Source organism: Mesorhizobium sp. M7A.F.Ce.TU.012.03.2.1 (assembly GCF_004006095.1).
In the GTDB taxonomy this organism is placed as follows: Bacteria; Pseudomonadota; Alphaproteobacteria; order Rhizobiales; family Rhizobiaceae; genus Mesorhizobium.
Window position 1 is genome coordinate 6,463,348 of record NZ_CP034779.1, and the last position, 23,453, is coordinate 6,486,800.

Annotated in this window: 22 protein-coding genes; 18 read left to right on the top strand and 4 right to left on the bottom strand. The window is 63.8% G+C overall.

Going from position 1 to position 23,453, the window contains the following annotated elements; all coding sequences use genetic code 11:
• Nucleotides 1–281 precede the first annotated feature (281 nt).
• The 6 genes from EJ079_RS32035 to EJ079_RS32060 are packed head-to-tail and all read left to right on the top strand — an operon-like array spanning nt 282 to nt 7,738.
• Nucleotides 282–1,841 carry an ABC transporter substrate-binding protein gene (locus tag EJ079_RS32035; protein ID WP_127811118.1) on the top strand — a complete coding sequence of 520 codons (1,560 nt, stop codon included), beginning with the start codon at nt 282–284 and terminating at the stop codon, nt 1,839–1,841.
• Between the two features lie 52 nt (nt 1,842–1,893).
• Nucleotides 1,894–2,841, top strand: coding sequence for an ABC transporter permease (locus tag EJ079_RS32040; RefSeq protein ID WP_127811119.1), 948 nt, complete (start codon nt 1,894–1,896; stop codon nt 2,839–2,841).
• Between the two features lie 28 nt (nt 2,842–2,869).
• Nucleotides 2,870–3,709 (top strand): ABC transporter permease, encoded by an 840-nt coding sequence (locus EJ079_RS32045; RefSeq protein ID WP_127811120.1) that lies wholly within the window; start codon nt 2,870–2,872, stop codon nt 3,707–3,709.
• Nucleotides 3,706–4,689, top strand: a complete 984-nt coding sequence (locus tag EJ079_RS32050) for an ABC transporter ATP-binding protein (protein ID WP_127811121.1) — start codon at nt 3,706–3,708, stop codon at nt 4,687–4,689. Before EJ079_RS32045 ends, EJ079_RS32050 begins: the two co-directional genes overlap by 4 nt.
• Nucleotides 4,686–5,663 carry an ABC transporter ATP-binding protein gene (locus tag EJ079_RS32055; RefSeq protein WP_127811122.1) on the top strand — a complete coding sequence of 326 codons (978 nt, stop codon included), beginning with the start codon at nt 4,686–4,688 and terminating at the stop codon, nt 5,661–5,663. The genes EJ079_RS32050 and EJ079_RS32055 overlap by 4 nt, the downstream gene beginning before the upstream one ends.
• Nucleotides 5,664–5,710: 47 nt before the next feature.
• The gene (locus EJ079_RS32060; protein ID WP_127811123.1) at nt 5,711–7,738 is read left to right on the top strand and encodes a CocE/NonD family hydrolase; all 2,028 of its coding nucleotides are present in this window, start codon (nt 5,711–5,713) and stop codon (nt 7,736–7,738) included.
• A 20-nt stretch (nt 7,739–7,758) separates the two neighbouring features.
• On the opposite strand, the gene EJ079_RS32065 is transcribed toward EJ079_RS32060, so the two are convergent.
• Nucleotides 7,759–8,661, bottom strand: a complete 903-nt coding sequence (locus EJ079_RS32065) for a LysR family transcriptional regulator (RefSeq protein ID WP_127398856.1) — start codon at nt 8,659–8,661, stop codon at nt 7,759–7,761.
• Nucleotides 8,662–8,763: 102 nt separating this feature from the next.
• Between EJ079_RS32065 and EJ079_RS32070 the strand changes: the two genes are divergently transcribed.
• From EJ079_RS32070 to EJ079_RS32080, 3 genes are all read left to right on the top strand, one after another.
• Nucleotides 8,764–9,753, top strand: a complete 990-nt coding sequence (locus EJ079_RS32070) for a zinc-dependent alcohol dehydrogenase family protein (protein WP_127811124.1) — start codon at nt 8,764–8,766, stop codon at nt 9,751–9,753.
• A 233-nt stretch (nt 9,754–9,986) separates the two neighbouring features.
• Nucleotides 9,987–10,289 (top strand): zf-TFIIB domain-containing protein, encoded by a 303-nt coding sequence (locus EJ079_RS32075; protein ID WP_127397117.1) that lies wholly within the window; start codon nt 9,987–9,989, stop codon nt 10,287–10,289.
• Between the two features lie 68 nt (nt 10,290–10,357).
• A complete protein-coding gene (locus tag EJ079_RS32080) occupies nt 10,358–11,344 on the top strand; it encodes a Tim44 domain-containing protein (protein WP_127811125.1) in 987 nt (328 codons plus the stop codon).
• A gap of 43 nt (nt 11,345–11,387) precedes the next feature.
• On the opposite strand, the gene EJ079_RS32085 is transcribed toward EJ079_RS32080, so the two are convergent.
• Entirely contained in the window at nt 11,388–12,485 is a 1,098-nt protein-coding gene (locus EJ079_RS32085; protein ID WP_127811126.1) for a lactonase family protein, read from the bottom strand.
• A gap of 199 nt (nt 12,486–12,684) precedes the next feature.
• On the opposite strand from EJ079_RS32085, the gene EJ079_RS32090 reads away from it, so the two are divergent.
• The 8 genes from EJ079_RS32090 (at nt 12,685) to EJ079_RS32125 (ending at nt 20,256) form a co-directional block, all read left to right on the top strand.
• On the top strand, nt 12,685–13,236 hold the full coding sequence (locus tag EJ079_RS32090; RefSeq protein WP_127811127.1) for a MaoC family dehydratase: 552 nt from the start codon (nt 12,685–12,687) through the stop codon (nt 13,234–13,236).
• A 2-nt stretch (nt 13,237–13,238) separates the two neighbouring features.
• Nucleotides 13,239–14,399, top strand: a complete 1,161-nt coding sequence (locus tag EJ079_RS32095; protein ID WP_127811128.1) for a CaiB/BaiF CoA-transferase family protein — start codon at nt 13,239–13,241, stop codon at nt 14,397–14,399.
• The gene (locus EJ079_RS32100; protein ID WP_127811129.1) at nt 14,396–15,565 is read left to right on the top strand and encodes an extracellular solute-binding protein; all 1,170 of its coding nucleotides are present in this window, start codon (nt 14,396–14,398) and stop codon (nt 15,563–15,565) included. Before EJ079_RS32095 ends, EJ079_RS32100 begins: the two co-directional genes overlap by 4 nt.
• Nucleotides 15,566–15,591: 26 nt before the next feature.
• Entirely contained in the window at nt 15,592–16,779 is a 1,188-nt protein-coding gene (locus tag EJ079_RS32105) for an ABC transporter substrate-binding protein (RefSeq protein ID WP_127811130.1), read from the top strand.
• A gap of 71 nt (nt 16,780–16,850) precedes the next feature.
• Entirely contained in the window at nt 16,851–17,588 is a 738-nt protein-coding gene (locus EJ079_RS32110) for an ATP-binding cassette domain-containing protein (protein WP_127267483.1), read from the top strand.
• Nucleotides 17,581–18,339: an ATP-binding cassette domain-containing protein gene (locus tag EJ079_RS32115; RefSeq protein WP_127811131.1), complete on the top strand. Its 759-nt coding sequence runs from the start codon at nt 17,581–17,583 to the stop codon at nt 18,337–18,339. The genes EJ079_RS32110 and EJ079_RS32115 overlap by 8 nt, the downstream gene beginning before the upstream one ends.
• Nucleotides 18,336–19,286, top strand: a complete 951-nt coding sequence (locus tag EJ079_RS32120) for an ABC transporter permease (RefSeq protein ID WP_127811132.1) — start codon at nt 18,336–18,338, stop codon at nt 19,284–19,286. Before EJ079_RS32115 ends, EJ079_RS32120 begins: the two co-directional genes overlap by 4 nt.
• 1 nt (nt 19,287) lies before the next feature.
• Nucleotides 19,288–20,256: an ABC transporter permease gene (locus EJ079_RS32125; protein WP_127811133.1), complete on the top strand. Its 969-nt coding sequence runs from the start codon at nt 19,288–19,290 to the stop codon at nt 20,254–20,256.
• 9 nt (nt 20,257–20,265) lie between these two features.
• On the opposite strand, the gene EJ079_RS32130 is transcribed toward EJ079_RS32125, so the two are convergent.
• Together EJ079_RS32130 and EJ079_RS32135 are read right to left on the bottom strand one after the other, a co-directional pair.
• Complete coding sequence (locus tag EJ079_RS32130) at nt 20,266–21,105, bottom strand: amidohydrolase (protein ID WP_127811134.1); 840 nt, start codon at nt 21,103–21,105, stop codon at nt 20,266–20,268.
• Nucleotides 21,106–21,170: 65 nt separating this feature from the next.
• Nucleotides 21,171–21,956, bottom strand: a complete 786-nt coding sequence (locus EJ079_RS32135) for an IclR family transcriptional regulator (protein ID WP_127267478.1) — start codon at nt 21,954–21,956, stop codon at nt 21,171–21,173.
• Nucleotides 21,957–22,125: 169 nt separating this feature from the next.
• On the opposite strand from EJ079_RS32135, the gene EJ079_RS32140 reads away from it, so the two are divergent.
• Entirely contained in the window at nt 22,126–23,445 is a 1,320-nt protein-coding gene (locus EJ079_RS32140; RefSeq protein ID WP_127811135.1) for a sugar ABC transporter substrate-binding protein, read from the top strand.
• The last annotated feature ends 8 nt before the right edge of the window (nt 23,446–23,453 follow it).

A 23,453-nucleotide genomic window follows, 5' to 3' on the forward strand; every position in this document is an offset into this window, starting at 1 on the left:
ACTTGATCCAGGTCCCACCGAATGGCGAGGCCAGGCCGCGCCGTGTGGGCGATCACATTTCGCCCGCCCGCTTGCCAAAGTCGACGCGCCGGCGGGGTCGGAACAGATGTGGAGATTTTCCGCAAGATCGCTCGTATCCAAGATTCGGACATGCCGGCAAAATTTTCGCTAGACATACGTGTCTATTATTAGCAGTTTTAGCTGACCGACACATTCGGCCCGGCTTGGAGAATGGCCAGCGGCCTGAAAACAAGACAACGAAAACAGCAGAGGGGTAGAGCATGTCCATCCTAGCCAACGCCAAGGTTTCGCGCCGCAGCCTGCTTGCCGGAGCCGGCGCTTTCGGCCTCGCCTCAATGGTCAATCCACGAGTTTCCTGGTCGAGCGACGGGCCGATCCTTAAGGTGCGATCCTACGCCGACATCCAGACGCTCGACCCTTGTTTCCGGTTGGCGGCACCCGAAGGCGACATCACCAGCGTCATCTTCGCCGGCCTCGTCGTCACCACGCCGGGCGACAGCTGGGGCTGGCGGCCGATGGCGGCAGAGACGATCAAGCAGCTCGATCCGCTGACCGTCGCCTTCCAGTTGCGTGACAATATCGGCTTCACCGACGGCTACGGCCAGATGACGGCCGAAGACGTCAAGTTTTCGATCGAACGCATCGCCGACCCCGCCAACAAAAGCCCCTATTCCGGCGACTGGGCAACGCTCAAGGAAGTCGAGGTCAAGGACAAGCTGTCGGGGCTGATCCACCTGAAGCAGGCCTTCGCGCCGCTGTGGACGTCGACCTTGCCGACGCCGTCCGGCACCATCCTGTCGAAGCGCGCCATCACCGAACTCGGTGGCAAGATGGGCGTCAAGCCGGTGGCCCAGTCGGGCCCCTACATCCTGAAGGAATGGCTGCCCAAGCAGCGCACCGTGCTGGTGCGCAATCCCGACTGGAAGTACGAGCAAGGCGCCTTCGCAGAAATCCACATCCATCCGATCGAGGATGAGAAGACCGCCGAACTCGGCTACGAAGCCGGCGACCTCGATTACACCTGGACCGCGGTCTCCTCCATCTCGCGGCTAAAGCAGACACCGCCGCCAAAGACGACCGTGGTCGAGAAGCCTTCGCTGGCCTTTGTCTGGCTCGGCATGAACCAGGATGTCGCTCCCTTCAACAATCCCAACATGCGCCGCGCGGTTCAGTACGCCGTGGATCGCAAGGCGGTGGTCGACGCCGCCTATTTCGGCGCCGCCGCAACGGCCACCGGCATCATCGCGCCCGGCCTGCCCGGCCATCGCGAGAAGAACCTGTTCGATTTCGATCCGGACCGTGCCCGCGACATGATCGCCAAGGAAGGACTGGCCGGCGCGACGATCACGCTCGACATTCTCAACAAGACGGAGCGCCTGACCGCGGCGCAGGTCGTGCAGTCGAACCTGCAGGATGTGGGCCTCACCGTGGAGATCAAGCAGAACGACAGCGGCACCTTCTGGACGCTGGGCGCCAAGGAAGGCGACTACTACAAGAAGCTGCAGATGATCATCAGCCGCTTCTCCATGCAGCCGGACCCGAGCTGGGCGACAGCCTGGTTCACGCGCGACCAGATCGGCGTCTGGAACTGGGAGCGTTTTTCCAGCGAGGAGTTCGACAAGCTCAATGCCGAAGGCATGGTCGAGCTCGACCCGGCAAAGCGCGATGTCATCTACAAGAAGCTGCAGGACCTGATGGAGGAGAACGGCAATTATGTTTTCCTCACGCATGAGGTCACTGGCATCATGAATCGAGACACGCTTGTGGCCGGCCTGAAGCCGAATGGCGAACCCGTGTTCACCGATTTCAAACCGGCATGATATCGGCGGGCGGGACTCGTCCCCGCCAAAGACCATCCGACAGGTACCGAAAATGATCCGCTACGCCCTCAAGCGTCTGTGGCTTGGCGCCATCATCATCAGCGTCGCCATGATGATGATGTTCGCCATGGTTTACCTCATTCCGGGCGACCCGGCCTCCGTCGCGCTGGGGCCGCGCGCGACGCCGGAGATGATGGAGGCGCTGCGCGTACGCATGGGCCTCGACCAGCCGGTGTGGCGGCAGTTCCTGCACTTCTACGGATCGGTCCTGCGCGGCGACCTCGGCACCGAGGTTCTGTCGAACCGGCCGGTGCTGGATGTGGTGATGGAACAGCTTCCGTTCACGCTGGCGCTGGTGGTCGGCGGCATCACCTGGTCGGTGGCGCTCGGCATCCCGCTTGGCTGCATCGCGGCAGTGCGGCGCGGGGGCTTTGTCGATCAGGTGATCGGCGTGCTGTCGGTGGCGATGATCGCCGTGCCGTCCTTCGTCGTCGCCATCTATTCGCTGCTGGTGTTTGCGGTCGCGCTGCAATGGCTGCCGGCGATCGGCGCCGGCGAACCGGGCGACCTCGCCAGCCGGCTCCAGCACCTCATCCTGCCGTCGCTGGCGGTCGGGCTTGGCTGGATCGGCTACATCTCACGCATGGTGCGCGCCTCGATGCTGGAAACGCTGGAGGCCAGCCATATCCGCACGGCGCGCGCCTTCGGTCTGACCGAAAACAGGATCGTCTACACCTACGCGCTGCGCATCGCCGTGCTGCCGACGATCACCCTGCTCGGCGTCGGCATCGGCCACATGCTGTCATCTTCCGTCTTCGCCGAAATCGTCTTCGCCCGCCCCGGCATAGGCAAGCTGGTCTATGAGGCGATTTCGGTGCGCAACTACCCCATCGTTTCCGGAGCCGTGCTGGTCACCACGGTCTTCTTCGTCCTCGTCAACGTAGCGGCCGACATCCTGGTCGGCCTATTGGATCCCCGTGTCAGATCAAGTTTCAACTGAGCTGCCCTCCCGCAGCAGCCGTCTCGGCATGATCTGGCGCACCGTGCGCCGCATCATGCGCGAGCCGCTCGGCGCCGTCGGCCTGACGCTGGTGACGGTGGTGGTGCTGTCGGCGGTGTTCGCCAGCGCCCTGACCAGCTATGCGCCGAGCAAGATATCGCCGGCCGAACGCTTCGCTTCGCCCAGCCTCATTCACCTGCTCGGCACCGACCATCTCGGCCGCGATCTTCTCACTCGCGTCCTATACGGCGGACGCGTTGCATTGCTGATTGCGCTCGGCGCGACAGCGGTGTCGCTGGTTGTCGGCGTGGTGCTCGGGCTGATCGCCGGCTATGGGCCGCGCTGGCTCGACAATGTGCTGCTGCTGATCTTCGATGCAGTGAAGAGCTTTCCCACCGTCATGCTGGCGCTGACGCTGGTCACCCTGTTCGGCCCCTCCCTCTACGCGGTGGTGCTGGTGGTGATGCTGGTCAATGTGCCGGGTTATGCCCGCATCATCAGAACCCAGACGCTGGTGCTGAAGTCAGCCGAACATGTCATGGCGGCACGCTCGATGGGCGCCAGTGCGGGCCGCATCCTGCGTGTCCATATCCTGCCCAACATCATCGGCCCGATCCTGATCCTGATATCGATGGACATTCCCGTGGTGGTGGCGATCGAGGCCGGAATGAGTTTCCTCGGGCTCGGCGTGCGGCCGCCGACGCCGAGCTGGGGCGCAATCCTCAATGACGGCTTCGCCAACATCCGCGATTCCTACTGGATCGTGATTGCCGGCGGCCTGCCGATCGTGCTGACCACGCTCGGCTTCACCTTCTTCGGCGAGACGCTGCGCGACCTCTTCGATCCCCGGCTGAAGGGACGCTCATGACGGTTCTCGAGGTCAGAGATTTGAGCGTCGCCTTCCACACCGAGAACGGGTGGCTGGAAGCGCTGAAGCAGGTGAGCTTTTCCGTACCAGCCAACCGCAGCGTCGGCGTGGTCGGCGAATCCGGCTGCGGGAAATCGACGCTCATCAACGCCATTCTCGGCCTGCTCGCCGACAATGGTGAAATCACATCGGGCGAGATCATCTTCGAGGGCGACAAGGACCTTGCCCGGCTCGACCCGACCGCGATGCGCGGCCTGCGCGGGCAAAGGATCGCCACCGTGTTCCAGGATCCGATGGGTGCGCTCAACCCGGTGCTTTCGGTGGGGCGGCAGATGCGCGACATCCAGTATCGCTCCGGTCTGTCGAAGCGGGACAAGGATGCGCGTTCGGTCGCCATGCTGCGCAAGGTGCGGATTCCCGATCCGGAAAGCCGGCTGACACAGTTTCCGCACGAGTTCTCCGGCGGCATGAAGCAGCGCATCGCCATCGCCATGGCGCTGATGATGGAACCGGCGCTGCTGATCGCCGACGAGCCGACAACTGCGCTCGATGCCACGCTGGAGGTGGCCACCATCGAACTGCTCAAGGATCTGCAGCGCGACATCGGCTGCTCGGTGCTGTTCATCTCGCATCATCTGGGCGTGATTGCCGAACTCTGCGACGAGATGATCGTGATGTATGCCGGTGAGGTGGTGGAGAGCGGCACGACTCGCGAGATCTTCCACGATGCGCGCCATCCCTACACGCAGAAGCTTTTGGCCTGTGATCCCGCGCGGCTGTCGCAGCGGGTTGCCCGCCTGCCGACCATCGCCGGGACCTTGCCGGACCTGCGCCGCCGACCAAGCGGCTGCGTCTTCCAGCCGCGCTGCGATCGCGCCGACGCCCAATGCCTGACGACGCCTCCCAGCGCAATCCTCGGTGGGTCTCACATCGCCCACTGCTGGCATGCGGACATTCCCTTGGGAGCGATGAACGCATGAGCTCCGACGACCTGCTCCGCGTCAGCGATTTGCGAGTCTCGTTCCGGGTTGGCGGCCTGTCCGCCAGGCTCGCCGGGCGAGCCACCGAGATCGAAGCGGTGTCCGGTGTCAGCTTCACTCTTCAACGAGGCAGCACCTTCGCGCTGGTCGGCGAATCCGGCTCGGGCAAGACGACGCTGGCGCGCACCCTCAACGGTCTTCAGCCGGTGAAAGCGGGCACGATCCTGTTTGAAGGGCAGGAACTGCAAGGCCTGTCCAACACCGCCATGAAACCGGTGCGGCGGCGCATGCCGATGATGTTCCAGGATCCGGTCGGGTCGCTGTCACCACGGCTCAGCGTGCGCTCGCTGCTGTCGGAGCCTTTCGTCATCCACGGACTATCGGATCGCGATCTCAACGCCGAAGTCACACGGCTTCTTGCGCTGGTCGGACTGCCGCGCGATTTCGCCGACCGCTACCCGCACCAGCTTTCCGGCGGCCAGGCACGCCGCGTCGGTGTGGCGCGGGCGATCGCGCTGGACCCCGTGCTGGTCGTCGCCGACGAACCGACCGCCGGCCTCGACGTCTCGGTGCAGGGAGAGGTGCTGAACCTGCTCAACGATCTGCGCGACCGCATGGGCCTGTCGATGCTGATCATCACCCACAATCTGCATGTCGTGCGCCAGATCGCCGACCGCATGGCGGTGATGTATCTCGGACGCTTCGTCGAGCAGGGTGAAACCGAAGCGATCTTCCGCGCGCCGCATCATCCCTATACGGCGGCACTTCTGTCCGCCAATCCGGAGCCCGATCCCGACAGGGTGCATCAGCGCATCACGCTGCCGGCTGACGTTCCGTCCCTGCTGGCGCGCCCTTCAGGCTGCGAATTTCACACACGCTGTCCGCAGGCCCAGGGCCGTTGCGCGGTCGATGTCCCCGTCCCGGTCACGGTCGGAAACAGCCGCCTGACCTGCCATTTCCCGCTGAACACATAGGACCGCCACCGGCGCAAGTGTCGGCCGGGGCGTTGAGAGGAGCCGCCATGCAAGATATCCGCGTCGTCACCGATTTCCCGCGAAAAATCCGCGAGATCGAGAATCTTTGGATTCCGATGCCCGACGGCGTCAAGCTGGCGGCTAGAATCTGGCTGCCGGAAGACGCCGAGGCCGATCCGGTGCCGGCGATCCTCGAATATCTGCCCTATCGCAAGCGTGACGGAACGGTGGAGCGCGATGCGCTGACGCATCCCTATTTCGCCGGTCACGGCTATGCCGGCGTGCGGGTCGACATGCGCGGCTCGGGCGACAGCGAGGGGCTATGCAAGGGCGAATACCTGGAGCAGGAACAGGATGACTGCCTGGCGGTCATCGAATGGCTGGCCCGGCAGCCTTGGTGTTCGGGAAGCGTCGGCATGATCGGCATCTCCTGGGGCGGCTTCAACGGGCTGCAGGTCGCGGCCCGCCGGCCGCCGGCGCTGAAAGCCGTCGTCTCGCTGTGCTCGACCGACGACCGCTACAACGACGACGTGCATTATCTCGGCGGCGCGATGATGTGCGACAATCTGATGTGGGGCACCACCGCTTGGGCCATCGCCATGACCCCGCCGGATCCGCTTGTTGTCGGCGACCGCTGGCGCGATCTTTGGGAGCAGCGGCTGAACGGCAACGGCATCTGGATGCAGGACTGGTTCGAACACCAGCGCCGCGATGATTTCTACAAGCACGGCTCGATCTGCGAGGACTATTCCGATGTCGAAATCCCGGTCTATGCCGTCGGCGGCTGGGCCGACGGCTATCCCAATCCGATCTTCCGGATGCTGGAAAAGCTGAGCGGTCCTCGCAAGGGCCTGATCGGACCCTGGGGCCACAAATATCCGCACTTCGCCATGCCCGGCCCGCGTATCGGCTTCCTGCAGGAGTGCCTGCGCTGGTGGGATCAATATCTCAAGGGCATCGACACCGGCATTGCCGACGAGCCGATGCTGCGCGCCTGGATCCAGGATCCCGCACGGCCGGCGGCGATCTATGACGAGCGGCCCGGCCGCTGGGTGGCGGAACCGGCGTGGCCGGGACCCGGCGTCGGCGAAAAGGTGCTGAACCTTGCGCCGCATGTGCTGAGCGAAGCCAAGGGCGCAAACGCGATCCTGGAGGTTTCATCGCCACAGACGGCCGGCCTGTCGTCCGGCGCCTGGTGCGGCTATGGCGTGATGCCGACCTTGCCGGTCGACCAGCGCATGGAAGAAGGCAATGCCCTGATCTTCGAGACGGCGCCGTTGACCGATGCGGTCGAGATCCTTGGCTTCCCCGAATTCGAGGTCAAGCTCTCCTCCGACAAGCCCGTCGCCCTTCTGTCCGCCACGCTGTCGCAGGTATTTCCTGAAGGTGCCGCCTCGCGTATCAGCTACGGTATTCTCAATCTGAGCCATCGCAACGATGATCTGGACATCGCACCCATGGTGCCGGGCCAGGCGGAGACCGTCCGCGTCAAGCTGCGCTGCTGCGGGCAGCGTTTCGAGGTCGGCGAGCGTATCCGGCTGGCGCTTGCGACATCGCATTGGCCGATTGTCTTCCCGACCGCTGAGCAGGCGACGCTGTCGATCCATTGCGGCGACAGCCGGCTGATCCTGCCAGTGCGCCCACCGCAGAAGCTGGACGACACGCTGGGGGCTTTCTTGGGCGCGGAAAGCGCCGCGTCGATGGAGCAGGAGGTGCTGGCCAAGGGCGGCGGCTTCCAGCGCTCGGTGTCGACGGACCAGGTCACCGGCGAGACCGTCTATCAGGTCGTCAATGATGGCGGCACGGTGCGGCATCCACATACGCAGATGACCGTTGCGGCGAGGCATGTCGACCGGTTCACCATCCACCCCGACGATCCGAACTCGGCGGTCGGCACCTGCACATGGGACAAGTCCTATGGGCGCGGCGACTGGCAGGTGCGGCTTTCAGTGAAGGCGACGGTAAGGGCGCTGCGAAAGGTCTGGCGGATCGAGACCCACATCACCGCCCATGATGGTGATGAGCTGATCGTCGACCGCAACGAGGTCAAGGAGTATCCGCGCGATCTCAACTGAGAGCGACTGCGACGCTGCGGTTAGGCCATCGACTTCGGCAAGGCGGCGGCCAGCGCATCGACGGCCAACCGCACCTTCAGCGGCAGATGCGGCGTCTGCAGCCAAAGCGCATGGCAGTCGTAGAGATATCGAGGCTGGTCCGGCAACAGTGCGACCAGCGCGCCGGCTTCAATGCGCTCGCGCACCAGCCACCAGGGCAACCAGGCAAGGCCCATGCCGTCGGCAGCCGCGTCAGCGATGGCATCGAGATCGTCGAGCCGCAGCCGGCCGGTCGGTATGATCTCCTGCACCGGTTGCCCCTCTCGCGCAAATAGCCAGGGCTGAATGATCTGGCCGAGCCGGCGGTAGACAATTGCCTGATGGTCGGCGAGATCCTCGATCTGTCGCGGTTCGCCATGAATTCTAAGATAGGAAGGTGCGGCGCAGACGACCATGTCCTGGCGCGCGACGCGGCGTGCGATCACCCCCGCCTTGTCGCCCAGAGCACCGGTCCGAATGGCGAGATCGTAGCCATCCTCGGCAAGATCGGCGAAGCGATCGCTGAGAGATAGATCGAGTTCCAGCATCGGATATTGCCGGGCGAGTTTCAGCAGCACGGGCGTCACGCAGTGGCGACCGAAATGCGCCGGCATGGTGACGCGCAGTTTTCCGCGTGGCTCCGAAAACTGGTCGGCGGCGAGCGCATCTGCGGCGTCGGCCTCGGCCAGCACCACCCGACAGCGTTCATAGTAAGCGCGGCCGAAATCGGTCAGGCTCTGCCGGCGTGTGGTCCGGTTGAGCAGGCGAACGCCAAGCCGTTCTTCGAGAGACCGGACATGCTTGCCAACCATCGGTCCCGAGACGTCCAGGGCGACCGCTGCTGCCGCGAACGAGCCGAGATCGACGGCCTTGACGAACACAGCCATGCTTTCGAGCCGATCCATATTCGGAACTCCTGGTTTCTACTGTTCTTCTCGTGCAGCCATTTATCCCCGGGCAGCCTAGCTGCATAGCTCATTCGGTCCAGTTGATTTGGAGTATCCCGAATGACACGTGTGGTTCGCTTTCACCAGCATGGCGGCCCTGAGGTTCTGCGCATCGAGGATGCCGAGCTTCCCCCACCGGGCCCGTGCGAAGTTCAAATCCGCGTCAAGGCGCTCGGCCTCAACCGCGCCGACGCGCTGCTGCGCGCGGGTTCCTATATCGAGACGCCGAAGCTGCCCTCGGGGCTTGGTCTCGAAGCGGCGGGTGTCATCGAGGCTATAGGCGACGGCGTGAAGGAATTCGCGCCGGGCGACGGCGTCAGTGTCATCCCGCCGCAATCGATGATCCGCTGGCCGGCCTATGGCGAGCTTGCCACTTATCCCGCGGAACTTATCGTCAAGCACCCGCCGTCGCTCGACTGGCAAACGGCAGCGGCGGTCTGGATGCAATACCTCACCGCCTATGGCGCGCTGATCGATATCGCCGGGCTGCACAGCGGAGACCACGTGGTGATCACCGCGGCGTCGAGCAGTGTCGGGCTTGCCGCGATCCAGATCGCCAACAGTGTGGGCGCGACGACGATTGCGGTGACGCGAACATCGGCGAAGATGCGGGCGCTGCTCGACGCCGGTGCGGCCGAAGTCGTGGCCTCGACGGAGGAAGATCTGGCGGCGCGGTTGAACCAGATCGCCGGGCCGCGAGGCGTGCGCGTCGTGTTCGATGCGGTCGGCGGCCCGAGCTTCGAGCCGCTGACGGCGGCCATGTCGCATAGCGGCATCCTCATCGAATATGGCGGACTGAGCCACGCGCCGACACCGTTTCCGCTATTCGCCTTGCTGGCCAAGACACTGACGCTGCGCGGCTACCTCGTCCACGAGATCACCGGCAACCCGGCGAAACTGGAGGCCGCCAAGGCTTTCATCCTCGCAGGACTCGAGACCGGGACTCTAAAGCCGATCATCGATAGGACCTTCGCGTTCGACCAAATCGTCGAGGCACATCGCCACCTGGAGTCGAACGAGCAGTTCGGCAAGATCGTGGTGACGATCTGAAATCGTGGTGACGATTTGAAATCGTGGTCACGGTCTGAGCGAGATGGCGAACAAATCACTCTTGCGGGCAATATCGCCCCTTGAAGGCGCGGCGCTGCATTCCTAATTGTCCCCTGCGGGCCGGGCCCCTCTGACTGTCGCTTTTGGCGACTGTGATGTCGGACCGCTGTAACGGGCCCGTTTTCATCCTTTTCGGTCGAGCGGGTTCCTTCTTTTTTGGTTTGGAGCGCCGTATGACATCTACTTCTCTCCTTGGCATGACTTGCCCCTCCTGCCGCGTTGCGCTCGTGATGAGCGAACGCCAGGGTATCGAAATCGACTATTGTCCGCAGTGCCGCGGCGTCTGGCTTGATCGGGGAGAACTCGACAAGATCATCGAGCGTTCCGGCAGGGAAGCGGCGCCGGCGCCGCAGCCACAGCCGGCAGCATTCTCCCAGCCGCAACACGGCCAGGGCCGCGACGACGATTATTCCCGCTCCCACGGCCACCGCTATCCAAAGCGGAAGAAATCATTTTTCGAAGAGTTGTTCGATTGACCGCATGACGCCGGCACCCGGCGACGGCTGAAAATTTCCGAAACCGCAGAGACAAAGGTTCATCTCCGATGACTTCCCGTACAAGCCGATTTGCAGCCCTCTTTGCAGGACTGTTCCTGGCGTTTTCGATGGTCGCGATAGACCATGCCGAGGCGCGCCGCGGCGGCAGTTTCGGCAGTCGTGGCATGCGCACGTTCCAATCGGCACCGCCGACCAGGACCGCACCGGCTACGACCGCTCCGGTCGAGCGTTCGATGACGCCCAACACCGGTGTGAACAACGCGGCCCGGCAGCCGCAGGCCGGCCCGCAGAGGCCCGGCTTCATGAGCGGTTTCGGTGGAACGATGATGCGGGGCCTGCTGCTCGGCGGCCTGATCGGTCTGCTCGTCGGCCAAGGCTTCGGCGGCCTGGCCGGCATGTTCGGTTTCCTGCTTCAGGCCCTGCTCATCGGTGGCGCGATAATGCTGGCTATCCGCTTCTTCCGCTCGCAATCGGCGCGTGGTCCTGCGCCAGCGCTCGCCGGTGCCGGCAATGCCCAGGCTTCGAGATTTGAGAACCGCGCAACGGCAGGGCAGCAGACTGCAGGCTCCTTCACAATTCCCGGCTTTGGCGGTGGTTCGGGCGGAAGCTCTCCGGCCATCGGTTCTGATGAGATCACGCTGGCTCAGACCGACCTCGACGCATTCCAGCAGCTGTTGACCGATGTCCAGGAAGCATTCGGGCGCGAAGACCATGCCGCTCTGCGCCGGGCTGTTACCCCCGAAATGGTATCCTATCTGTCGGAAGAGCTGGCCGACAATGCCCAGAAAGGTCTCAGGAACGAGGTAACGGACATCACGTTGCTGCAGGCCGACGTCGCTGAAAGCTGGCGTGAGGATGACCGCGACTACGCCACGGCCGCATTGCGCTACGAGTCACGTGACGTGACGCGCGAACGGGCAAGCGGCAAGGTCGTCGCGGGCGACGATGATCATCCGACGGAGACGACCGAGCTGTGGACATTCGTGCGTGAGAATGGCTCGAACTGGAAGCTCTCGGCAATACAACAGGCTTGAGCCCGGGCGGATTTGCCCGAGGCTCGATGCGAGTTGTGGGCGTTCAGCGCACGATCTTGACGCACATCGGCGTGCCTATCTCGATGGCGCGCCCGGTGTCGCTGAGCATGCCGGTCTCGGCGTCGCGAGCGAAGATCGAGATGCGGTCGCCATTCTGGTTGGCGGAAAACAGATGGCCGCCTGACGGCGTCAGCGCGAGGTTGCGTGGCGTCGCACCGCCGCAAGGGACGTAGCCGACGAGGCTCAGCGATCCTGTCTGCTGGTCGACCGCCATGATGACGACGCTGTCGTGGCCACGGTTGGATCCGTAGACAAAACGGCCATCCGGGGAAATCTGTATGTCGGCGCAGTGGTTGCTGTCGCGTGCCTCGGCCGGCACCGCCGGCTTAGCATCGATGAACGAGAGCTTGCCCGTGGCTTCGTCCAGTGCCATCGACACGATGGTCGAATCCAATTCGTTCATGACAAAGACGAAACGTTCGTTCGGATGCAGCGCCAGATGGCGCGGGCCGGCGCCGGGCGGCAAAGCAGATTCGGCTAGCTTGGCCAGATTGCCGTCGCGCTCGATCCGGTAGGACACCAGCCGGTCGATGCCGAGATCGGCGACGATGGCTGTCCCGCCGGCAATGGTTTCGGTAATGCTGTGGGCGTGCGAGCGTTCCTGCCGCGCCGCATTCGGGCCGCTGCCCTCATGCGAAACGCTGGCGAGCGGCGCCGACAAGGCGCCGTTCTCTTCGAAGCCATAGACAGCCACGGCGCGATCCGGACCGCCCTCGCCCATGCCGTAATTGGCGACCAGCAGTTTTGTCCCGTCGCGGGTGATGGTGTTGTGGGCCGTGATGCTGCCGAGCGATGGCTGCTTGTTCAGATAAATGAGCGTACCCGAAGCACGATCGAAGCTGTAGGCGGAGACAGTTCCCTCGCGCCAGGTGAAAACTTCCGAATTGGCGTAGATGTGCGAGCCGTCCGGCGTCACCGAGAGGAAGGTCGGATTGTCAACGTCATTGGTCTCGGCCAGTTTTCGTGTTTCCAGCGTTTCCTCATCGAAGCTGTAGACGCCGAGACCGACGCCCCGAGCGCCCTGAAAATACGGTGCCTCACGGTTCAGGCTGCCGACAAAGACCAGACAATCCTTGCGCATGATTTTCTCCCCTGCCCGCCTGCGCTTCGGCGCGCGGGAGCAGCCAAAATTTCGCCTGTTCACGCTTGCAACGCAACCCCATATGTGAAAATACTATTTACAAAAGAAGATTGACGGGAGGAAACGTCTTGCATTTCGACGCTTTGATGCGTTTTCCGACAGCTGTGACGGGCCCCATACAAGGCTGGCGGTGCCGGCCATGAACGATTTCGCGCCCACCGTCGGCGTCGCCTCGACGTACCCAAAAAACATGCCCGAGGACCATGCCGCGCTGCCCGTGTGGAATGCCGAGAACTGGTTCTATGAGGACTGGCCCGTCGGCCAGAAGATCCGCTCGTTGCGGCGCACAATGGCCGAAGGCGACAGCCATTTGTTCAACACGCTGGTGCTCGACATCCACCCCTATGTGCAGGACCAGATGTTTGCCGAGAGCGAAGGCATTTTCGGCAAGCGGCTGATCGCCGGCGCCTTCGTCTTCTCGGCTGGCCTGGGACTGGTCGCCACCAACTGCGTCAACGCCTTTTCCTATGGCTACGACAAGCTCCGCTTCATAAAACCCGTCTTCATTGGCGACACGATCTATTCGATCCGCTCCAATCTCGACAAGAAGCCCCGCTATCAGGAGATGGGGTTGATCCGCGCCAGCTACGAGGTGTTCAAGGGCGAAGGCGAGCTGGTTCTCTATTGCGAGCATCTGCAGACGGTGAAGTACCGCAACCCGGCCGACTTCGTCGGCAAGACGGAGAAATAACGATGCCGGCAGCAGCCGAATTGCCGCTCGCCGGTCTCGTCGTCGTCGACATGAGCCAGTTCCTGTCCGGGCCTTATTGCTCGCTGAGGCTGCTCGATCTCGGCGCGCGCGTCATCAAGATCGAGCGCCCGGATGGCGGCGACCTGTCGCGCCGGCTCTATCTCAGCGACACCGAGATCGGCGGCGATTCCACCATCTTCCATGCCATCAACCGGGCCAAGGAAAGTCTTGCCATCGACCTCAAGAACGAGGCCGACCTCGAGGCGCTGCGCGGCCTTCTGGCCAAGGCCGACGTGCTGATCCAGAATTTCCGGCCGGGCGTCATCGAACGGCTCGGCCTGGACTATGAGGCGGTCCGCAAGATCAATCCACGCCTGGTCTATGCCTCGATCAGCGGCTATGGCGAGGACGGCCCGTGGGTCAAACGCCCGGGCCAGGATCTCCTGGCGCAGGCGCGTTCCGGCGTGATGTGGTTGAACGGCGACGAGGACCAGGGGCCGGTGCCATTCGGCCTTGCCATCGGCGACATGCTGGCCGGTGCGGCCTGTGCGCAGGGCATTCTGGCCGCACTGGTGCGGCGCGGTATCACCGGTCAGGGCAGCCACATCGAAACCAGCCTGCTGGAAGCGCTTGTCGATTTCCAGTTCGAGGTGCTGACCACGCATCTCAATGACGGCCGCCGGCTGCCCAGGCGCTCCAGTTTCCGCAGTGCGCATGCCTATCTGTCGGCGCCTTACGGTGTCTATCCGGCCAAGGATGGCTACCTCGCCATCGCCATGACGCCGATCCCCAAGCTAGCCGATCTCTTGTCGCTCAGCGAACTCGCACCCTATCGCGACAAGCCGGCATCCTGGTTCACCGCGCGCGACGACATCAAGGCGGTCGTCGCGCAGCGGATCGCGACCAAGACCATCGACGAATGGCTTGATATCCTCGAGCCGGCCGACATCTGGTGCGCCAAAGTGCTGACCTGGCCCGAGATGCTGGCAAGCGAGGGGTTCCAGTCGCTCGATATGCTGCAGACGGTGACGCGCGAGGATGATGTCTCGATCCTCACCACGAGTTCGCCGCTCCGGGTCGATGGCATCAGGGCCAAGGTCGACCGGGCAGCACCACGCATCGGCGAGCACAGTGCCGCCATCCGCGCGGAGTTCGGCCTGTGAGCGTGCCCATCCTCAAGGGCATGACCTGGAGCCATCCACGCGGCTACGATCCGATGGTCGCCTGCTCGGCGCTGTGGCAGCAGAAGACGGGTATTGCCATCGAGTGGGACAAGCGCTCGCTGCAGGATTTCGAATCCTTCGCGGTCGAGGAACTGGCGCGCGCCTATGACCTCATCGTCATCGACCATCCGCATGTCGGCCAGATCACCGCTGAACGCTGCCTGGAGCCGCTGGATGTCGCCGGCCGCGAGGCGGAGCGCACAGCCCTTGCCTCGGGCAGCGTCGGCCAGTCCTATCCGAGCTACAACTGGCAAGGACGGCAATGGGCTTTCCCGATCGATGCGGCGGCCCAAGTCCAGGCATGGCGGCCGGATGCGCTCGAGGCGCCGCCGGCGCGCTGGAGTGAGGTGCTCGATCTCGCCCGGCAAGGCCGCGTGCTGCTGCCGCTGCGGCCACCTCACGTCTTGATGGTGTTCTACACGCTTGCCGGCAATCTCGGGCATGCCTGCACGACCGATCCGTCCCACGATCTGATCGATGCGGAGATCGGTAGCCAAGTCTTCGAGGCAATGCGCGAGATTGCAGCGCTGGTCGATCCCGCCTGCTTCGAGATGGACCCGATTGCCGTCTCCGAACGTATGGCGGAGGCCGATTCCCAGATCGTCTGCGCGCCACTGATCTATGGCTACGTTTCCTATGCGACGGCTGGCTTTCGGGCGAACCGGCTGGCCTTTGCCGATGTTCCGGTCATCGGTTCCGGCGGCCCGGTCGGTTCGGCGCTTGGCGGCACCGGCATAGCCGTATCAGCCTTTTCCAAAGCCAGGGATGCCGCGATCGACTTCGCCTATTGGGTCGCGAGCGGCAATGTCCAGCGCGGCCCCTATGCCGCCGCCGGCGGCCAGCCCGGCCATGCAGCGGCCTGGGAAGATCAAGCCGTCAATGAAGCGACCGGCGACTTCTATCGGGATACGCGCGCGACGCTGGAGGGTGCATGGGTGCGGCCGCGCCATGACGGCTACATGGCGTTCCAGCAGGCCGCGTCCGAACGCATCCTTTCCGGCATGACCTCCCGGCATCAAGCCCGACAGGTCGTTGCCGATCTCAATCGCCTGTTTCGGGAGAGTTCCCCGGTGCAGGTGTCCGGCGCTGCCGGTGGAGGAGCCTGAACCAAACCGAACGGAGGAGAACAAGAATGACAGGAATGATCCGCGGCCTGCTGGCCGCAACGGCGCTTGCCTCGCTTGCAACGACCGCCTTTGCCCAGGATGTGCAAGGCGTCATCGGCGGGCTGCCGACCGAACTCAAGGCGCAGTATGACGGCGCGCCCCAGAAGGTGCTGCCCTCGGCCTGGGACAATTTCACCGCGCCGCCGAAGCCATGGAAATGGTGTCACTCGGAATCCTATCAGGGCAACCCGTGGCGGGTCACAGTGACCAAGGAGTTGAAGCGGCTTGTCGACGGACTGATCGCCGACGGCACCGTCTCCAGCTTCGAGGTGTCGGACTCCAACAACGACGCCAGCCAGCAGATCAATCAGATCCGCGCCTTCATCGACAAGAAGTGCTCGATCATCACCTCGATCCCGGGTTCGGCGACGGCGCTTGACGATGCGATCGACGCTGCCGCCAAGGCCGGCATCCCGTTCATCACCGCGGCCGGTTCGGTGACCAGCCCGAACGCGATCAATGTCGATTCCAACTATGCGCGCTGGGGCTATGACATGATGACGGCGATTGGCAAGGCGCAGCCGGACGGCGCCAGCATCCTGCTGGTCGAAGGCATTGCCGGTCACCCGATCGTGGTCCAGGAACGCCAGGGCGCGGACAGGGCGCTGGCCGAAAATCCGAAGCTGAAGATCTCGCGCAACGTCAACGGCAACTGGACGGCCAACGTCACCAAGACAGTGGTGCTGCAGGCGATCGCCACCAACCCGGCGCCGATCGATGCGGTGTGGACGACAGGCAGCGAGAGCCGTGTCGTTGCCGAAGCCTTCGCGGAAGCCGGCCGGCCGGCGCCATTGATCACCGGCTCGATCACCGGCGATGCGCTGGGCTACTGGAAGGCCAACCCCGACAAGTACCGCTTCGAAGGCCATGCGGTGCTGCCGCACTGGACCGCGCAAACGCTGTTCCGCGTCGGCGAGCGCATGCTCGACGGACAGAAGCCGAAGCTGAACACGCTGCTGATCCCGATCCCGCCTGTCCACACCGCCGATCTCGGTGCCTGGTACAAGGACTGCATGACGACCGATGCCGTGTCGATCTTCCCGATCCCGCCGAAAGATCCGATGCCGGAGGAATGGCTCGACGCCTATTTCTCGAACCCGGCGCCGACCAAGGGCTGGGATTATTCGAAGGTCCCCGACGCCTGCGCAAAATAACGCTGCGCGAACTAGCCTCTCAGCAGGCCGGCTCCTTTCGCGGAGCCGGCCTGCCAGCATCGAATTGTGACATGCTTGAAATCAAAACCATATCCAAACGCTATGGCGAGACGATCGCGCTCGCGGACGCATCGATCGCGTTCCGGGCGGGGACCATCCACACCATTCTGGGCGAGAACGGTTCGGGCAAGAGCACCATGGTCAAGCTGTTGTCCGGCATCGTCCAGCCGGACAGCGGTGTGATCCTGCTGCACGGCAAGCCATTCCCTGGCGCCAATCCATCGGCCTTCCAGGCGCAAGGCTTCGCCACGGTGTTCCAGGAGGTGCTGATCGCGCCGGATCGCAGCGTGACCGACAACATCCTGCTCGGCCTCGACGGACTGGTCCGGCGTGCCGTTCCCCGTCATGAGCGCCGTGACCGGGCGGAAGCTGCGCTGAAGCGCTTCGCGGTCACCGACGTCCCCCTCGACAAGCCAGCCGGCCTGCTGCCGCTTGCCGCGCAGCAATTGGTCGTTCTCGCCCGCGCGATCGTGCGCAACCCAAAGATCCTGATCCTCGACGAGGTCACCGCCGCGCTCGACTTCGCCGACCGCGAATCGGTTTTTTCGTTGATGCGTGCGCTTGCCGGCGAAGGCTGCCTGATCCTGTTCATCACCCACCGCATGGATGAGGTGATGTCGCTTTCGGACCGCATCTCGATCCTGCGGGGCGGCAGCGTCGTGCGCACCGAAGAGCGCGGCGCTTCCACGCCGGCGGAACTTCTCAAGGCGATGGCGCCACGTACCGCTGCGGAATTGGCGCATGGCTGATCGCACTGCTCTCGATTTTGGTGGTCTTGCCGTTCGCGAACTCGTCATCGCGCCCGGCGCCAGCCCGATCACGCAGGCCATCGCTCCGGGTGAGATCGTCGGGCTTGCCGGTCTCGATGGTCATGGCCAGGAGCTGTTTCTCAAGATGCTTGCCGGCCTGGAACCGCCCCATGGCGGCTCGATCGAACTCGGTTCATCGGGTGCCTCCCGCAAGATCACCGGGTTTCGCAAGGCTGTCGCCAGCGGCATCGCCTATTTGCCGCGCGACCGACGCGCCAACGGCATTTTCCCGACACAGTCGGTGCTCGACAATTTCGCCGTTTCGACTCTGTCGCGCGACACTCGGCTCGGGCTGATCAGCCCCGCGGCGCGCAAGGCGCGGTACGACATCTACCGCGAAAAACTGTCGATCGCCGCACCCCGGCCCGATGCGCCGATCACCACTCTTTCGGGCGGCAACCAGCAGAAGGTGCTGTTGGCGCGTGCCTTGGCGCTGGAGCCCGCGATCCTGCTCCTCAACGATCCCACGCGTGGCGTCGACGTGGCGACGCGGCATGTGCTCTACGACGTGTTTCGCGGGCTGGCGTCCGACGGCATGGGCCTCGTCATCCTATCCAGCGAAATCGAGGAGATTCTTCTCCTGTGCCAGCGCGTGCTGGTGTTCCGTGAGAATGAAGTCGCGGCCGAGATCTCTGGCGACGCGCTCACCACCGAAAGCGTGATATCAGCCATGTTCGGACGTGCGGCATGAACCCTGTTGCGCGCCTCCTGTCCCTTGGGCGAAATTTCGGCTTCGCGGTGGTGCTGCTGGTCGTGCTGCTTGCGATCAATCTTATCCTCAGCCCCGGGCGGTTCCAGCCGGGTTCCTGGGGCGCGCTGGTCGGATTGGCGGCGCCCTTGATCGGTGCGGCCATTGCGTCCACGCCTGTCATCCTCGCCGGGCGTGGCGGAATCGACATCTCGGTCGGGCCATTGATGGGCTTCGTCAACGCTTTGGCGATCCAGGTGCTGTTCCTCGGCGCCGGCATCTCATCACCCCTGGTGCTCGTTCTGGCGGCGTTGCTCGTCGGCGCGCTGGTGGGTGCTGCGAACGGCTTTCTCGCGACAATCGTGCGCATCCAGCCGATCGTCGCCACGCTCGGCACCTATCTGATCCTGACCGGCGTGACGCTGACGATCCTGCCGGCGCCGATCGGCCCGGCGCCGGCTTGGCTCAAGGCCTTGTCCGGCCCGCTCTCGATGCTTCCGCTGGCACTGATGTTCATCGCTTGGTGGCTGGTGCGGCGCACCCCCTACTACGACCAGCTGATGGCGGTCGGCAGCGACGACCGCGCGGCCTACACCGCCGGCGTCGATGTCACGCGCGTGCGCTTCATCGCCTATGTCATGACCGGCATCCTGGGCGGATGCGCCGGGCTGATGCTGACCGCGCTGATCGGCTCCGCCGACCCTAACATCGGGCCGACCTACACGCTGATCGCCATCGCCGCCGTAGCGCTCGGCGGCGTCAGCCTGGCCGGTGGGCGTGGCGGCGTCGCCGGTGCAGCCATTGGCGCCATCGACATCTTCCTGCTGCAAAGCGTGCTGACGACGTTCAACGTCTCGACCTTCGTGCTGCAGATCGCCTACGGCGCGATCCTGGTGCTGGCCGTGATGCTGACAGCGCTGCAGGAACGTCTTGCCACGAGGGGGCGCTAACATGACCGGGCGAAACCTGTTCGCGACAACCAACGCCCGCGTCGTTGGCGCCTTCTGCGTCGCCGCCCTTCTGCATCTCGCCGGCACGGTCCTCATTCCTGGCTACTCCGCGCCGTTTGCCATACGCGCCATGCTGGTGCTCGCCTCGCTGCTTGCCGTCGCCTCGATCGGCCAGACGCTGGTCGTCATCATGGGCGGCATCGACCTTTCAATCCCCTTCGTCATCGGCTTTGCCAATGTCGTGGCGGCGCAGCTCTATGGCGATGGCTGGAATTTTGTCCTGGTCTGCGGCCTTGTCGGCGTGCTGGCGCTCGTCATCGGCGGGCTGAACGGGCTGATCTCGCGCAGCCTCGACATCCAGCCGCTGATCGTCACGCTCGGCATCGGCATGGTCGTGCAAGGGCTGGTGCTGCTGTGGACAGCCGGCTTCCCGTCGGGCTCCGCGCCGCAAGCGGTTTCCAGCTTCGTGTCGATCGGCGGATCGGCCGGACCGCTGCCGGTGCCGTGGCTGGTGCCGAGCCTGGTCGTGCTGGCCGCACTCGTCGTGCTGGTGCTGGAGCGAACGCCCTATGGCCGCCGGCTCTACGCGCTGGGCAGCAATCCGGGCGCGGCGCCACTGGCGCTGATTGACCCGGTTCGCATGTGGGTCATCACCTATGCCGCAAGCGCCTTCTTCGCCGCTGTGGCAGGGGTGCTGCTGCTCGGCTTCACCGGTTCGGCCTATGGCGATGTCGGCCAGCCCTATCTGTTCCAGACCATCGCGGCGGTCGTCGTAGGAGGCGCAGCACTTGTCGGCGGCCGGGGAAGCTATCTCGGCACGATCGCCGGCGTGCTGGTGCTGACCGAGATCAACACGCTGCTGATCGGCCTCGGCTTCCAGCCCGCAGCGGTGCAGGCCGCGCTCGGCTTCGTCATCGTGCTGCTGGTTTCGCTCTATGGCCGCGAACGGCACGTCTCGACAACCATCTGAAAGGACCAGTCAGTCGAGCCGCCACAGCTTGCGGGCATTGCCGGACAACAGCCTGTCGCGCTCGGCAATGCTGCAGCCCGAGAGCAATGCATGGGTCGCCGCCACCCAGGTCGACAGGCCGCCGCCTAGCGTGCAGACCGGCCAGTCGCTGCCCCAGACGACGCGGTCCCAGCCGAATGAATTGATGGTATGCTCGACGTACGGCCGCAACGTCTCAACCGTCCAGCTGCCGGCATCGGCATAGGCGACGACACCGGAAATCTTGGCCATGACATTCGGGCGCCGGGCGATGTCGCTCATATGCTCGCGCCATGGATGTTCGCTCTTGCCTTTGATGTCGGGGACGCCGCAATGGTCGAGGATGAACGTCACATCGGGTGCCAGATCGGCCAGCGCGATCGCCTTGGGGATCTGGTGCGGCAGCACGACGAGATCGAAGGTCAGGCCGGTGCCGCCAAGCCGCTTTATGCTGTCGCGAAACACCGCACCTTCCGAGAGATCGTCGGGCACGACATGGAGGACGCGGCGAAAGCCTTTTACGAACGGGTTTGCCCGCTGCCGTTCGACATAGGCCGCGAAGTCCCCTTCCTCAGGGCGGCAGGACGCGATCACCCCGGCCAGCATGCTGCCGGACTGCCGTGACAGTCCTTCCACACGAGCGGTCTCGGCTTCGATGTCGGCCGCATCGACATCGACCTCCATATGCAGCACACGCCCGACGCCGACACGCTGCGCCTCCGTCGCGTAGTCTTCATAAGAGAAATCGCGGTTGAGCGCCGGCACGCCGGCGAGCCAGGGATAGCGCAGGGCCGAGCGATCGATCAGGTGAAGATGGGTATCGATGATCATGGTGAGGCTCCTCCCTCTGGCTTTTTAAATCATCTCACGGGGGAATTCTTCATTCAAATAAGAATTCATGCCGATGAGCCGACTGCTGATCCAGCGAGGTGCGACAGCTTTTCACACGTCGCCAGCAACAGTTCGATCGTCCTGGTGATGTCGGGCGCGGAAGGCGCGTTGACCACCGTGATGTAGGGAATCGACAGTGCGGCGATTGCCTTGCCGTCGGAACTGCGCACCGGGGCGGACAGGTTGAAGACGCCGGCTGTCTGCATCGAGGCCATCATCTCGTAGCCACGGTCGCGTATCTGGTCGAGACGGGTGAAGAACTCGGTCGATTGCGCCGTCTTGTCGGTGCTGCGGACGTGTTCGGAAATCATCATCTGGCGCTCTTCCGGTGAGCGGAAGGCGAGCAGCACATGTCCCGATCCGGTGTCGAACAAACTGATATGGGAGCCGACCCGGATCGATATGCCCCAGTAGTTCGGTGCTTCTTGCTGGCCGATGACGACGGCAGAACCTCGATCAAAAACAACGAGTTGGTTGGCCTGCTGCGATGTCTCGGCAAGTTCACGCATCAGCGGCGTCGCATAGGAGACCAGCCGCCGTACCGGCGCGTGCAACTGTGCCAGACCGAACAGTTTGAGCGTTAGCGAATAGCGGTCGCCGTCGAGGCGCGTGACGTAGCCGCGCCGCACCAGCCGGTCGAGCATGCGATAGAATTCGTTGGGACTGCGGTCGAGTTTCTTGGCGATTTCGGCCTGGGTCAGGCCGCCGTCGACGCCCGCCAGCAGTTCAAGGATATCGAGCCCCTTGTCGAGCGCCGGCGCGCGATAGCGCTCGTCTTCGCTGTCGTCCATGGGCTCATCCTCCAGTGAATTTCACCCTTCATATACGCAGGAACGTGCGCGGCGGAAACAAATTTCGCCTTGACGTGTCTATGAATGTTTTGTTTGTATATGAATGTAGCACTTCTTGTCATCAGACGAGTTGCGGTCGCCGCGGAGGCGGCACCAAGGGAGGATACCAATGAACAGACTGCTGTCCGGCGTGTGCGCCGGTGCATTGTTGCTCGCGTCAGGTGCGGGCGCTGCCCTTGCCGGCGACCTGCCCGGCAAGTTCGAAGGCGTGACCGTCGACGTGAAGCTGATCGGCGGCCAGCAATATGAAAAGCTCTACGAGCGCATTCCCGAATGGGAGAAGGCGACCGGCGCCAAGGCCAACATCCTGACCAAGAAGAACGGCTTCGACATCGACAAGGAGCTCAAGTCCGACATCGCCTCCGGCAGCACCAACTGGTGCGTCGGCTGGAACCATTCGTCCTTCGCGCCGCAATATACGGGCCTTTACACCGACCTCAGCAAATTGCTGCCCAAGGAAGAGATCGACGCTTTCGTGCCGTCGACGATCACGTCCGCAACCATCGACGGCAAGCTGGAGATGCTGCCGCGTGCGCAGTTCGACGTTTCGGCGCTCTACTACCAGAAGAGCCTGTACGAGAACGCCGACAACAAGACCAAGTTCAAGGCGAAATACGGCTATGATCTGGTGCCGCCGGACACCTGGAAGGAAGTGACCGACCAAGCCCAGTTCTTCGCCAACCCACCCAATTTCTACGGCACGCAGTTCGCCGGCAAAGAAGAGGCGATCAACGGCCGCTTCTACGAGATGGTTGTCGCTGAAGGCGGCGAGTATCTCGACAAGGATGGCAAGCCGGTCTTCAATTCCGACGCCGGCATCCGGGCGCTCGACTGGTTCGTTAACCTCTACAAGGCCAAGGCCGTACCGGCCGGCACGACCAACTACCTCTGGGACGATCTCGGCCAGGGCTTTGCGTCCGGCACCGTCGCTATCAACCTCGACTGGCCGGGCTGGGCCGGTTTCTTCAACGACCCGAAGTCGTCGAAGGTCGCCGGCAATGTCGGCGTCAAGGTCGCGCCGAAGGGCTCGTCCGGCAAGCGCACCGGCTGGTCCGGTTTCCATGGCTTCTCGGTGACCGAGAACTGCCCCAACAAGGAGGCCGCGGCTTCCCTGGTGTGGTGGCTGACCAACGAAGACAGCCAGAAGCTCGAGGCCGCCGCCGGGCCGCTGCCGACCCGTACCGCAGTGTGGGACTGGGTTTTGAAGCAGGCCGAAAACGATCCTTACAAGAAGGAGGTTCTTACCGCCTTCCAGGAAGAGGCCAAGCACGCCTTTGCCGTGCCGCAGACGCCTGAATGGATCGAGATCTCGAACGCCGTCTATCCCGAGTTGCAGGCGGCGATCCTCGGCGACAAGACCTCCAAGCAGGCACTGGACGATGCGGCCGCCAAGGCGACGCAAATCCTCCAGGACGCCGGCAAGCTCTAGAAACGGGC

What these genes read in the sequence shown, in the direction of transcription:
- EJ079_RS32035 (WP_127811118.1), top strand. Translation starts at nt 282, where the DNA reads ATGTCCATCCTAGCCAACGCCAAGGTTTCGCGCCGCAGCCTGCTTGCC.
- EJ079_RS32040 (WP_127811119.1), top strand. Translation starts at nt 1,894, where the DNA reads ATGATCCGCTACGCCCTCAAGCGTCTGTGGCTTGGCGCCATCATCATC.
- EJ079_RS32045 (WP_127811120.1), top strand. Translation starts at nt 2,870, where the DNA reads ATGATCTGGCGCACCGTGCGCCGCATCATGCGCGAGCCGCTCGGCGCC.
- EJ079_RS32050 (WP_127811121.1), top strand. Translation starts at nt 3,706, where the DNA reads ATGACGGTTCTCGAGGTCAGAGATTTGAGCGTCGCCTTCCACACCGAG.
- EJ079_RS32055 (WP_127811122.1), top strand. Translation starts at nt 4,686, where the DNA reads ATGAGCTCCGACGACCTGCTCCGCGTCAGCGATTTGCGAGTCTCGTTC.
- EJ079_RS32060 (WP_127811123.1), top strand. Translation starts at nt 5,711, where the DNA reads ATGCAAGATATCCGCGTCGTCACCGATTTCCCGCGAAAAATCCGCGAG.
- EJ079_RS32065 (WP_127398856.1), bottom strand. Translation starts at nt 8,661, where the DNA reads ATGGATCGGCTCGAAAGCATGGCTGTGTTCGTCAAGGCCGTCGATCTC.
- EJ079_RS32070 (WP_127811124.1), top strand. Translation starts at nt 8,764, where the DNA reads ATGACACGTGTGGTTCGCTTTCACCAGCATGGCGGCCCTGAGGTTCTG.
- EJ079_RS32075 (WP_127397117.1), top strand. Translation starts at nt 9,987, where the DNA reads ATGACATCTACTTCTCTCCTTGGCATGACTTGCCCCTCCTGCCGCGTT.
- EJ079_RS32080 (WP_127811125.1), top strand. Translation starts at nt 10,358, where the DNA reads ATGACTTCCCGTACAAGCCGATTTGCAGCCCTCTTTGCAGGACTGTTC.
- EJ079_RS32085 (WP_127811126.1), bottom strand. Translation starts at nt 12,485, where the DNA reads ATGCGCAAGGATTGTCTGGTCTTTGTCGGCAGCCTGAACCGTGAGGCA.
- EJ079_RS32090 (WP_127811127.1), top strand. Translation starts at nt 12,685, where the DNA reads ATGAACGATTTCGCGCCCACCGTCGGCGTCGCCTCGACGTACCCAAAA.
- EJ079_RS32095 (WP_127811128.1), top strand. Translation starts at nt 13,239, where the DNA reads ATGCCGGCAGCAGCCGAATTGCCGCTCGCCGGTCTCGTCGTCGTCGAC.
- EJ079_RS32105 (WP_127811130.1), top strand. Translation starts at nt 15,592, where the DNA reads ATGACAGGAATGATCCGCGGCCTGCTGGCCGCAACGGCGCTTGCCTCG.
- EJ079_RS32110 (WP_127267483.1), top strand. Translation starts at nt 16,851, where the DNA reads ATGCTTGAAATCAAAACCATATCCAAACGCTATGGCGAGACGATCGCG.
- EJ079_RS32115 (WP_127811131.1), top strand. Translation starts at nt 17,581, where the DNA reads ATGGCTGATCGCACTGCTCTCGATTTTGGTGGTCTTGCCGTTCGCGAA.
- EJ079_RS32120 (WP_127811132.1), top strand. Translation starts at nt 18,336, where the DNA reads ATGAACCCTGTTGCGCGCCTCCTGTCCCTTGGGCGAAATTTCGGCTTC.
- EJ079_RS32125 (WP_127811133.1), top strand. Translation starts at nt 19,288, where the DNA reads ATGACCGGGCGAAACCTGTTCGCGACAACCAACGCCCGCGTCGTTGGC.
- EJ079_RS32130 (WP_127811134.1), bottom strand. Translation starts at nt 21,105, where the DNA reads ATGATCATCGATACCCATCTTCACCTGATCGATCGCTCGGCCCTGCGC.
- EJ079_RS32135 (WP_127267478.1), bottom strand. Translation starts at nt 21,956, where the DNA reads ATGGACGACAGCGAAGACGAGCGCTATCGCGCGCCGGCGCTCGACAAG.
- EJ079_RS32140 (WP_127811135.1), top strand. Translation starts at nt 22,126, where the DNA reads ATGAACAGACTGCTGTCCGGCGTGTGCGCCGGTGCATTGTTGCTCGCG.